At 48.5% G+C, this 12635-nt stretch carries 8 protein-coding genes; 2 read left to right on the forward strand and 6 right to left on the reverse strand.

Annotation, left to right across the window (positions count from 1 at the left end; genetic code table 11):
* Positions 1-5: 5 nt before the first annotated feature.
* The gene (locus BLA28_RS05790) at positions 6-842 is read right to left on the reverse strand and encodes a methyltransferase domain-containing protein (protein ID WP_069156400.1); all 837 of its coding nucleotides are present in this window, start codon (positions 840-842) and stop codon (positions 6-8) included.
* Positions 843-968: 126 nt separating this feature from the next.
* Complete coding sequence (locus BLA28_RS05795) at positions 969-1943, reverse strand: aldo/keto reductase (protein WP_069156401.1); 975 nt, start codon at positions 1941-1943, stop codon at positions 969-971.
* A gap of 187 nt (positions 1944-2130) precedes the next feature.
* Here BLA28_RS05795 and BLA28_RS05800 point away from each other — a divergent pair, with 187 nt between their 5' ends.
* Positions 2131-3462, forward strand: a complete 1332-nt coding sequence (locus tag BLA28_RS05800; protein ID WP_069156402.1) for a hypothetical protein — start codon at positions 2131-2133, stop codon at positions 3460-3462.
* Positions 3463-3865: 403 nt separating this feature from the next.
* Positions 3866-4915 (forward strand): ribosome small subunit-dependent GTPase A, encoded by a 1050-nt coding sequence (gene rsgA / locus BLA28_RS05805; protein WP_044966044.1) that lies wholly within the window; start codon positions 3866-3868, stop codon positions 4913-4915.
* Positions 4916-4920: 5 nt separating this feature from the next.
* Here rsgA and BLA28_RS05810 read toward each other — a convergent pair whose 3' ends face one another.
* The 4 genes from BLA28_RS05810 to BLA28_RS05825 form a co-directional block, all read right to left on the reverse strand.
* The gene (locus tag BLA28_RS05810; protein ID WP_069156403.1) at positions 4921-5880 is read right to left on the reverse strand and encodes a D-2-hydroxyacid dehydrogenase; all 960 of its coding nucleotides are present in this window, start codon (positions 5878-5880) and stop codon (positions 4921-4923) included.
* Positions 5881-5938: 58 nt separating this feature from the next.
* Complete coding sequence (locus tag BLA28_RS05815) at positions 5939-8326, reverse strand: glycoside hydrolase family 31 protein (RefSeq protein ID WP_069156404.1); 2388 nt, start codon at positions 8324-8326, stop codon at positions 5939-5941.
* Positions 8327-8740: 414 nt separating this feature from the next.
* On the reverse strand, positions 8741-10735 hold the full coding sequence (locus tag BLA28_RS05820) for an ATP-binding response regulator (protein ID WP_069156405.1): 1995 nt from the start codon (positions 10733-10735) through the stop codon (positions 8741-8743).
* A 307-nt stretch (positions 10736-11042) separates the two neighbouring features.
* Entirely contained in the window at positions 11043-12389 is a 1347-nt protein-coding gene (locus BLA28_RS05825) for a glucose-6-phosphate isomerase (protein ID WP_044966038.1), read from the reverse strand.
* Positions 12390-12635 lie beyond the last annotated feature (246 nt).

Consider the following 12635-nt stretch of genomic DNA (forward strand, 5'->3'; position numbering starts at 1 on the left):
CACTCCTATTCTCCCTTTCTATCCGGCATTTTCCTTGCAAATACGGTATCCATGCAATGCTTGTGAGGAATCCCGCTGCTGTTACAGTCAAAAATCACTTCCCTGCACTCCTCAATCATCCAATCCTTATAGCAGGTGAACAATTCCCCCGATGCCCAGTTCCGGGAACACAGGTCCGAGTCCGGCGGCTCCGGGATAAAGGGCTTTTCCACAAAAACATTGACCGCATGCATGCCGCCTGAAGCTGTATGCGACCGGTAATTTTCCATAATCTCATCCCGCAGCTCCGGCAGGATATGATGGAATACCCCGGAGCTGTAGATAATGTCGAAATCCTCATCCAGTCGGAAGTCCCGCAAATCCGCACGGAAGAAATCAATATCCGCCTGATGGATATCCGCCAGCCTTCTGGCTTTTTCAATTCCGGATTCCGTCACATCAAAGGCCGTGACCTGGTAACCATTTCTGGCGAAAAAAACGGCATCCTTTCCTTCTCCGCAGCCCACCTCCAGAAGCCGGAGCGGCCTTGTGGGATAGTACCTTCGAAGCACTTCCATGCACATTTCATTCGGCATGGTTCCCCAGTAATATTCCTTCGCATTATAGCGATCCTCATAGGGTGTTACCATTTTCTTTTTGGGGATATATCCCATCAGTGTATCGATATCCGTTTCCAGTATTCCTGCCAGCGCAGGAAGCAGGGCGATATCGGGAAGGGACTGGGCATTTTCCCATTTGGATACCGCCTGGGAAGAAATATTCAGCTTCTTAGCCAGTTCTTCCTGGGTATAGCCCTTTGATTTACGGAATCGTACAATATTATCACATAACCTGATCTCCATTTTAAATTCCTCCTATATACAACTTGCCGGCCTCTTTACCGCTTCATTGTATCATTCCTTATCTCCGGAGAAAATAACGGCACAATAGAAAAACCGGCAGAAATCAACTGCCGGTTGTAAAAAAGCCTACCAATGATAGGACTGCATTCTTTTTAAGGACACCAGATCATGCATCATCTCATCCGGAACCTCCTGCTCAATGCTCACAAGCGCCTGCTTCAGCTGCTCCTCATTTCCGAATCCGGAAATCGGAATGGAAGGGAACGCCGCCCGCTTCACATAGCTGTACAGAAAATCCGTAACCTTGTAGCCCTCGCTCACACACAGCTTGAGCTGCCTTAATATGGCCTCATTCGCTTCCCCGTGGTACCGTTCCTTTTGCTGGGGGGAAACCGGCTTACCTGCCATTCTTTTGGAGAAATAGCCTCCGGCCAAACACATATAGGCCATAAAGCTCAGGCCGGTTTGTTTTTCATACTGGTAATACGCATCATCCAGGATGGTAAGCTGCGGTTCCACTAATGTTTCCGGAACCACATCGGCCAGGACAAACATCATCTGGTTACAGGCAAATCCATGCAGCCCATGCTCTCTGGCGTAAGTATCCGCTTCCTTCAGACGATCCAGGCTCCAGTTGGAGCAGCCGTAATAACGCAGGCGCCCTCTGCGGACCTCTTCCTCAAGGGCTTCCAGCAGCTCTCCTGCCGGCACCTGCGGATTATCCCTGTGCAGGAAGTACAGATCCACGTAATCCGTCTGCAGCTGGCTCAGACTTTCTTCCACATCTTTATGAAGATTCCCGGGATCTACCCGTGAGTACAGCATATTATCAATGGGAGGATGACAGCCTTTGCTTGAAAGGATCACTTGATCCCTTTTTCCCTTAAGCCATTCCCCAATGACCTTCTCACTGCGCCCTTTCTCATCACAGGCCCAATCGCCGTAAACGTGAGCAGTATCGATAAAATTCCCCCCGCCGTCCAGAAAGATATCCATCTGCCGGAAAGCTTCCTCCCGGCTCTTTTTTGTGCCGAAATCCGCGGTACCCAGACATAGCTGCGAAACCTGCAGATCCGTATTAGTCAGACTGACTCTGTCCATTGTGTAACCCCTTTCCCCTAACTGTATGTTAATGATATATTATTGTATCATTCTATTCGTAAAAGTGAAAGAGGGAGATTTATTCCGCCGCAACCATAATTTGCTTGTAATTTCATTGCTTTCCCTTCATAATATTGGTGATGCTCCACGAACTGATGATACCGATTTAAAATTACAGGAGAATCCCATGCTATTTCAGAAAGAATATATAACCGGCTCCCTCATGCCCCGGATTCAGGAGCTGTGGCAGTCTGCCGAATGTACCTTTCCGCCATTCCTTACGGAAATAAATGCCGGTGAAAAAGGAACGAACGAAAAATGGATTACCGAAAGCACGGAACGGATACGGCTTCACCTGAAGGCCTTTCCCTCCCGCAGCGCTTTTACTTTTCCCAATAAAAAAGGAAGTGAACGGATCACTCCCCGTCAGCAAATCTGGTTAAAGGAAACGGAAAGCCTGTTCCACAGCCTCCTTCTCACCGAACCGGTGCTTGGAATCCGAAATGCTCTTTCCCCTCAGACACTGGATGCTTTTCAGGACAAAATAAAACAATTTCTGCGCAAGGTGCGCAGTTTTGCACCGGATATGGAACTGGAGGATATGGGCCAGGCTATCCGGAATTACATGGTTTACGCCATTTTCCGGGAGCAGAACGGCCTTCCCCAGAAATGTTCTTCCTCCATTTTCGGTTACAGTATGCTGTACCCCTTTACCGACAATTTTCTGGATGATCCGTCCCATACAGAGGAAGAAAAGATACATTATAACAAGCTCATCCATCACAGAATCAGCGGCCTGCCTGTAACACCCCTGTCCCTGCATGAGGAAAAAACAGCCATGCTTTTGGACGCCATAGCCGCTGACTATCCCGGGCCGGAAGCCGATGAAGCCTATGGCGCAGAAGCCGCGGCGGATATCCGGCAGGGACTCCTTCTGATGCTGGAGGCACAGGAAATCAGCCAGAAGCAGACGGACGCATCCCTTTCCCTGACCGAAAAAAACATACTGGACATCTCCATCTATAAAGGCGGATTATCCGTATTAATAGACCGATACTTCATTAACTGTAAAATGACAGAACAAGATGCTCTTTTCTACTTTGGCTTCGGTTTTCTGCTCCAGATATGCGATGATCTCCAGGATATCGCCCAGGATCGGGAAAGCGGCAGCCGTACGCTGCTCTCCCGCTGTCAGACGCCGGAGGAGAGGGAAGACGTAGTAAACCGGCTGTTTCACTATACAGACCGGCTGTTTCATTTCTCCCCTCCCTCCAGCGCCGCTTTCCGGAACTTCCTTCTTCAGAACTGCTTCCAGCTGATACTTTCTTCAGCCGCAGGCAGCGGAGACTTTTTCAGCAGCAGCTATCTGGAAGGGCTGGAACGGGCCTTTCCGGTTTCCTTCTCCTATCTGAAGCAGACGAAAGAGAAGATGCCCGCAGCATTTTCCGCGGGAAAGCCGGCCGACCAGAACCGAATGATGGATATGCTGGATGCTGTTCTCAGTGAATCCCCATCCTGAGCCATGAGGGTTTCGATACGGACGGCAGCACTCATTTTTTGTATCGAAACCTAAGTAATAATTTGGTATTGCATATTTTATGTTCATCCCTTATACTAATTATAAATCTGTTCTCTCCCCGGAGAGAAAATGAAAGGAGCGTTGTTTAATGAAAGCAAATAATGAGGTGGCATTCACTTAACTTCACAGGCATACCCGATAACAATCCTTTCAGAATATACTTGATACGGAATTAATACCCGCAGGAACAGTATGAGAAGGCTTGTTTCTGCGGGATTTTTATGCCCTTTTTTAAGCATGCCGCCCTAATAGGAAAAGGAGGATTTTATAATGACAAAAAGCGAAAACAAGAATGAAAACAAGAAAACTATAAATCGAACAAATTATTTTGGAGGAAATCACTTTGAATATTACAGAATATGGATATATACCCGATGGTAAGCCGTCTCAAGACGGAGAAACCCCTGCGAGGGTAACCGCAGTTTATAAAGACAGATACGAAATAATCTGCAGCTATGGCACAGGCCTGGCTGCTTTGAAAAAGAGCAGCTATTATACAGGGGAAGAATCCTTCCCCACAACCGGCGACTTTGTCCTGATCAACTGGGAACCGGAGGGGGACAGCCGGATTATAAGAACATTGACAAGAAAAACCTTTTTTGCCCGCCTGGATCCCTCTTCGGCAGGCCATTGGGAGCAGCTGGTAGCCGCGAACTTTGACTATGTTTTCATCATGCAGTCTCTCAACCACGATTTTAACCCAAGGCGGCTGGAGAGGTATCTTACCCTGGCCTGGCAGAGCGGCGCCCGGCCCGTAGTCGTCCTCACAAAAGCGGATTTGGAGGAGGACTATATGCAGAAGCTTCAGGAGGCCGCCGCCATTGCCCGGACAGTGGATGTCATTGCCGTCAGCGCCAAAACCGGTTACGGCCTGGAATACCTGCAGCCCTATATGGAACCTGGCAAAACAATTGTTTTCCTGGGATCCTCCGGCGTGGGCAAATCCAGCCTTGTAAATGCCCTGGCCGGTCAGGATATGATGGCTGTCAACAGCATCCGGGAGGATGACTCCAAAGGCCGTCACACCACCACTCACCGGCAGCTCATCATGCTGCCCTGCGGCGCCATGATTATAGACACTCCCGGCATGCGTGAACTGGGGATGTGGGATGTAACCGACGGCCTGGGCGAAACCTTCAGCGATGTGGAGCAGTATTTCACGCAATGCCGTTTTTCCGACTGCCGCCATCAAAATGAACCCGGATGTCGGGTAAAGGCCGCTCTGGAAAACGGGGAATTATCCCAGGAACGCTGGAAGAGCTATTTAAAGCTGAAAAAAGAGGCGCGATATTCAGCCTCCAGGGAAGTCTATCTGAAGAATCAGCAAATGAAAGCCAAAGGCAGGGCCCGGACCGAAAAGCAAAAAAGAAAAAACAGCGGTGCATACCGCTGAGTTTTCTAAGGATTTAATACATTCCGCGGTTCTCCCCGCAGGAATGCTTCGATATTTTTACAGGTCTCCGTCACCACACGGGTACGCGCCTCCACACTGGCCCATGCCATATGAGGCGTGATCAGCAGACGGCTGCTGTCCCGGATCTGCAGAAGAGGATTATCCGGATTTATGGGTTCCTGGCTCAAAACATCAATCCCGGCACCCATAATCTGATCCTCCTTAAGCGCACGGCACAGGTCGGCCTCATTCACTACGGCTCCCCTGGCCACGTTTACCAGGACAGCCGTTTTTTTCATTTTTTCAAGGGCATCCCAGTCAATCAGGTTCCTTGTTCTGTCATTTAAGGGACAGTGCAGAGTGATCACATCGGATTCCTTCAGCAGGGTATCAAAGTCCACCCGTGTATATTCCCCGCAGCTGCTCTTTCCTGATGTGGAAAAATAAATCACCCGGCATCCAAAGGCGGCCGCGATGGCGGCTGTCCTTCTGCCTATATTCCCCATCCCCACAATCCCCCAGGTCTTGCCGTCCAGTTCATAATAAGGAAGGCCGAAATGGGAAAAACGGGGCTGGGAGGCATAAATGCCTGTTTTCACATAATCGTCATAATACCGCAGCTTTTCCAGGATGTAAAGAACACAGGCTATCGTATGCTGGGCTACCGCAGCAGTGGAATAATTTACCACATTCACCACCGGGATCCCGCGTTTCCGGCAGTATTCCAAATCCACATTATCGTAACCCGTGGCAAACTCACAAACCAGCTTCAAATGGGATGCGCCTTCCAAAGTACAGGCATTCATAGGCGTCTTATTTACCACAATAATATCCGCGTCTTTTACCCGATCCGCAGCCTCCTCATCCCTTGTAGTCATATGAAAGGTAACATTCCCATATTTCCTCAAAGGCTCCACAGAAACATCTTCACCTACACTGCTTCTGTCCAAAACCACGATATTCAATGTATGGCGCACCCCCTTTCTCTGCTTTCTCTAAAGCGTTCTGCCAAATCCGGCCCTTCTATTTTGCCGTCAGAATTTCAGTAATGCATTTCACAAGATCCTCGGACAGACCCATGCACTGCAGTTCTCCTATGATAATATAAGGCGCCCTGCCGCTGCATACCAGCTTATAAATCCTCGTTTTAATATCAAATGCGATTTCTGCCTGATCCAGGAAATCATAGATCAGCTTTTCCACATTATTTTCAGCCAATGTAAGTTTCTTCCGGAAGCTTACGGAAATCTCCTCCGTCACCGACACCGCAGGAAGCTCGATGCGCAGACAGTTCCTGCTGCTGTCGTAGCTCGTCTGCACTTCCATAGCCGCGCCTGCAAGGCAGCAATCAACTTCACTTTCCGTACAGCCGTACAGTTCAATGGTATAAGCTCTCTGCACAGGAATCAGGGAAAGCTCTCCCCGGGCAGGATAAATGGTAAAGGACTGTTCGTTCTCCCACTGCAGATCAAACCGGGTGGTTACACAGATACCCTTCTCATAATCACAGGTTTCATTGTCATCCTCATACATGGTAAAGCTTCCGTCCGCACCGGCATAAGCCTTCAGGATAAAGGAAGCCGGATTGCCCGCCGCGCTGTTTGCATCGATTTCTTCCGTCATGGGAATGATGGAACCGGCTTTTGCAAAAACAGGCAGGGTGTCAATATCCCTGTACATATCCATCATCCTGCCGCCTTCATAAATAACTCCGCGGAAGAAGTCCACATACACACCTTCCGGAAGCCATACCTTCTCCTTTGCCATATTCAGAGAAGGCAGGCGCGGGGAGGTGATCGGCGCTGCGATCAGCTGGGATCCGAAATAAAATTCATTGGGCACCTGATAAGCCTCCTGGGATCTGGCATTCTTATAATACATGGGCAGAATCAGAGGAATATCCTGGGCATGGGCCCTGTAATTCATGGTGTACAAATAAGGAAGCAGCTTATGGCGCAGGCGGAGGAATTCACCCATCATGCTGCGGATCTCCTGTTTGTAACGCCAGGGCTCCTTACCGTTAAATTCATTTTTGGTACTGTGAAGCCTGTTTATCGGAGAAAAGGCTCCGAGCTGGAACCAGCGGCCGGCCATTTCATCATCCTTAAAGCCATTCATATGTCCGCCGATATCATGGCTCCACCAGCCATAGCCAATATTAGAGGCCGTACTGGTAAAATAAGGCTGGAATCTAAGAGATTCCCAGGTTACCACCGTATCTCCGGAAAAACCTATCGGATATCTGTGAGAGCCGGGACCTGCATAGCGGGAAAAGGTCATCGGGCGTTTTCCGTTCCTCGCACTGTCCAGAAAATGAAAATGGTTCAGCATCCACAGAGGATCCAATCCTTCCATTTTGGTGATGCCGCCCTGCTGCCAGTCAAGCCACCAGAAATCCACACCCTTTTCCTCATTGGGATGATGGGCATATTTGAAATAAGCCGAAAGAAATGCAGGATTCGTTATTTCAAAGGAAACCGGTTCTTCCCTGGAAATATCCTTTCCCAGCTCTCTGGCCATAGCCTCATACATTTCCTCATGAGCCCGGATACCATCCGCCGGATGTACATTCAACGTAACCCGCATTCCTCTCTCATGGAGGTGATCCATAAACCTTTTAGGATCCGGGAAAAATTCTTTATTCCATGTATAGCCGGTCCAGCCGGTGCCATATTTAGGATCGATATTCACCAGATGCCAGTCCATATCGATAACGGCAACGGTAAAAGGAATCCCTTCCTCATCAAAACGGTGCATCAGCTCCAGATAGCTTTCCTCGGTATATTCATAATAACGGCTCCACCAGTTGCCCAAAGCATACCTGGGAAGCATGGGTGTCTTGCCGCAAAGATAATAAAAATCCTTCAGACATTCCAAAAAGTCCAGGCCATATCCCCAGAAATAAATATCCTTTATCCCCTTTTTCCTGGGACTTACCCAGCCTTCCTCGGTCAGGATCAGCGAGGCGGAATCATCCAGAACCGTAAAGCCGTCTCTGGAAACCAGACCGGAACCCAGTTCACAGGCGCCGTCAATGGTATCCAGGGTTCTGGCCGTACCTTTCAGATCATGGACAGGATCCCCGTAATGCCATACATCATTTCCCGAACCGGTATTCCCCGTCACATGAATCCGAAGCCCCCGGGGATTAAATTCTTTTTTATCATAGGTAAGCCGGAACCGCCATGTCAGGATTTCCAGCTCCTCCGGAGTTTCCTTCACCTGATAATCCACTGCGGGAAAATCTCTGTTGATAACAGTCTGTGTGGCCCGATCCTCAAAAATACCATCTTCACTGTATTCCAGGCGGACCAGCCCCTCTGTGAGCATTGTAATACGGTAATTCTCTCCCTGAATGATATTTCTGCTGTCCGCCGCAGGCCTCACAGGCAGCTTAACTAATTGTTCCATGCTGTAACCCTCCGTTGTTCTTCTTAGTGGTAATTTCTCAAACTTCGCCCATGTCCCTGTCCCCTCCGTCCCGTTCCTTCGGGGCTGCTGTCCGGTTCGGATTCCCCTCCTTCCCGCTGCCGGCTATGCAGGGTTTTCCTGTAAGGGGCGTATAAACTCGCCGGTACTAAGGCCGCGTCCTTTGCGGCCTTAGTACCGCTGCGTGTTTATCCGAGCGAGAGTGTCCCCTGCAAGGATCCCTGCCTGGCCGGCAGCGGGAAGGAGGGGAATCCGAACCGGACAGCAGCCCCGAAGGAACGGGACGGAGGGGACCGAGGCATGGGCGAAGTTTGAGTAAATTACTGTATTTTTTCTTCATTATATCCAAGGGCTATTGGGAAATCTAGCTTAATCCTATTCCAAACTAACACAATACTATGATCTGCGGATCACCCACTTCTGCAGGATCTCCGCCAGCTGGCTGGACTTAATAGGCTTCGCCAGATGCTCATTCATACCTGCCTGAGCCGACATAATCACATCCTCAGCAAAAGCATTCGCAGTCATGGCAATTACCGGTACGCTTTCCGCATCCCCTCTGCCAGAGCTTCGGATCGCCTTCACACAATCATAACCATTCATAACCGGCATCTGGATATCCATGAAAATCATCTGATAATAACCGGTGGGAGAATCCAGAAACCTCTCGAACGCCTCCTGCCCATTCTCCGCCGTATCTATTACAGCCCCTGTCATCTGCAGCATCTCCGCCGCAATTTCCCGGTTGATTTCATTATCCTCCACCAGCAATATATGGGCGCCGCTGCAATCCACCTCCTGGATATCCGGAAGGCTCTCTTCCTCCGCCTCATCCATCTGAAGCTTCAGCCCTATTACCACGGTAAAACAGCTTCCTTCCCCCAGACGGCTTTTTACGGTAATTTCTCCCCCCATCATCTGCACCAGGCTCTGCGTGATCACCATCCCCAGGCCCGTTCCGCTGATTTTACTGATCCGGGAATCATTCGCCCTGCTGAAAGGCTCAAAAATATGCTGGAGAAACTCCTCGCTCATACCGATCCCCGTATCCCGGAAGACAAATTGATAACGCCCCACTTCCTTATTCCCTGAAGGGAGTTCGGAAACCGTAATATATATATCGCCTCCTTCGGGCGTATACTTACAGGCATTGCTCATGATATTCATGAATATCTGATTGATTCTGGAATTATCACCGATTACCCTGACGTGTGTAAGATCCTTCTTTTCCAGATGAATTTTCTGCTTTCTCACTTCGGCCTGAGGCATAATGAGACATATCAGCTCCTCAATCAGATTATCAAGATCAAACCTGCCGTCCTGCAGCTCGTAATTACCGGTTTCAATCCGGCTCATATCCAGAACCTCATTCACAAGGCCAAGCAGCAGCTGGCTGGAGGAAGAAATTTTATCCAGCGCATTCTCCAGCTTTTCCCGGTCATCCATATGAAGCCGTGCCAGTTCCGTCATTCCAAGTACCGCATTAAGCGGAGTCCTGATATCATGTGACATTTTGGAGAGAAAATCACTTTTGGCCTCATTGGCTTTTTGAGCCATCTCATAAGCTTCTTTCAGCGCTCTTCTGCTTTCTTCATCCTTTTTCTTCTGCTCATGCAAATCCTGGAGGGCCAGAAGCACCCAGCTTTTCTTTCCTCCCAGATAGACGTTGCAGGATATGGAATGATATTCCCCATCCACCTTACGGAGGCTCTCCACCGCATATCTCTCATTTCCTTCCGCCATCAGACTGCGGAAATGAGCTATGGAAAGCTCTTCCCTTATTTCCTCAATGTAATCAGGATGAAAATTCTGGCTGGCATAATCATTCCAGAAGCTCTCATAGGGAAAATCTCCCTGGGGGATTTCCTGCACATCTCCGGGGACACGTATGGCGCAGATAGTGCCTTTCTCAATATCAATCCGGTATACAGCGAAGAAAAGGTTATACAGAGAACCCACAATTTCCTGATTCAGTTCCTCCAGCTTTTCCTTCTCCCGGCGCATGACCGTAGTATCCGTCACATTCTGATGATACCCCCTCAGACGCATCCCCTTACTGTAGGTCCTGTCGGCAACACCGCCGCAGCGTATATAGATTTTTCCCAAATCCGGATGGTACCAGGGATACTGCACCTCCGCACGCCCTGTTTTCACCATCTCTTCCACACAGGCATTGACCACCGGATAATATTCCCCGGCAATTCTCTCATACCAATGTTCATAACATTTTTCAGGCGTCACCACCGTCTTCAGGCCCAGAAGCTCCATCATGGTCTGATCCGCAAACATTCGGGGCTGTCTGCCGTCCTCAATCTCAATAATCCATAATCCCGTCTTTGACTCATGCAAAACATCATGCATGGTTGATATATCCTGAATCATACCAATCATAATTCTGCTACCTCATTTCCGTCCCTTACAGCCCTAAACGGCTGATTCTCTATCAGAGTATGCCTGAAAAATAATTCCGCGCCTTCTGCAGAAAATTTTTCAAGTACACCATAATTCTATATATCCAAATTGTAACTTATTTATCTCATAACAGCAATACAATACTGCTTTTTAATACAAGACTGGTTTTCCCCAATTAGAAAACGGAAGAATTCTGCCTCTATTCGGCCTAATCCTTCCGTTTCTCTTTTCCGGGAACTATATATTCTATTTACAGCAGCTTCTTTTTATAATATCCCCTGCCAGATTACAGTCTCTTCAGCAGTTCTTCTCTCTGCGCTTCATAACCCGGCTTGCCGAGCAGTGCAAACATATTTTTCTTGTAGCTTTCCACACCAGGCTGGTTAAACGGATTCACACCAAGCAGATATCCGCTCACGCCACATGCAAACTCGAAGAAATAGAACAGCTGTCCCAGATAAAATTCATTTACCTCAGGAACATTGATCATCAGATTGGGAACCTGTCCGTCCGTATGAGCGAGAATCGTTCCGTTCATGGCGCTCTTATTTACGAAGTCCACATTCTTTCCTGCCAGATAGTTCAGGCCATCCAGATCAACGGGCTCTTCATTGATGATGATTTCCTCTCTAGAGGTTTCCACATTGATTACGGTTTCAAACATAATACGGGCGCCGTCCTGGATGAACTGTCCCATAGAGTGCAGATCCGTTGTCAAATCAACGCTTGCCGGGAAAATTCCCTTTTGATCCTTTCCTTCGCTTTCACCGTACAGCTGTTTCCACCACTCTGATACATAATGTACACTGGGCTCATAATTAGCCAGGATTTCAACCTCTTTTCCTTTTCTGTGAAGGATATTGCGTACTGCCGCATATTTCAGAGCATCGTTATCCTCAAATGCTGCTTCCATAGCCTTTTTGCGTCCGTCTGCAGCGCCTTCCATCAGCTTGTCGATATCCGCTCCGCTCACTGCAATAGGAAGCAGGCCGACAGCCGTAAGTACGGAGAAACGTCCTCCCACATCGTCCGGAACCACAAAGCTTTCATAGCCTTCTTCCGTAGCCAGTCCCTTCAGGGATCCCTTTGCACGGTCTGTGGTAGCGTAAATTCTGCCCGCCGCTTCTTTTTTTCCATACTTCTTTTCCATCATTTCCTTAAATACACGGAAAGCAATGGCCGGCTCAGTTGTGGTACCGGATTTGGAAATCATATTAATGGAAAAATCCCTGTCGCCGATTACATCGATCAGATGTCTGATATAAGTGGAGCTGATGGAATTTCCAACAAAATAGATTTCAGGAGTCTTCCTGATCTCTTTGCTTACGCAGTTATAGAAGCTGTGTCTTAAGAATTCAATTGCTGCTCTGGCTCCCAGATAAGAACCTCCGATTCCGATAACCAGAAGCACTTCGGAATCGCTCTGGATCTTAGCCGCCGCCTTTTTAATCCTGTCAAACTCTTCCTTATCATAATCCACCGGCAGGTCAATCCATCCCAGGAAATCATTTCCCGCACCGGTCTTGGAAACCAGAAGGTCTTTGGCATCCATTACTTGTTTTTTCATAAAATCTACTTCATGCGCACCGATAAAAGGCGCTGCTTTTGAATAATCAAAAGTTACTTTGCTCATCCGTTTTTCCTCCAATTCTGCTGCCCATATGCAGCAAACCAATAGATATAACCGGCTTTCATCGCAAAATTCTGCAATTTGGCTCTTTATCCGTTCTTAGTGTAGCAAAGTTGTTTTTTAATTTCAAGAGTTTTTATGATATAGTTCCTTTGCGGTTCCCTCGCCCCAGTTCCTTCGCAGAGGGAAGGCGGACCGGCTGGCGGCAGACACGATGCACAGGGCAGGGGGAAACTGAAACCTGCAGGC

It is taken from the genome of Eisenbergiella tayi (genome assembly GCF_001881565.1).
Taxonomy (GTDB): Bacteria; Bacillota; Clostridia; order Lachnospirales; family Lachnospiraceae; genus Eisenbergiella; species Eisenbergiella tayi.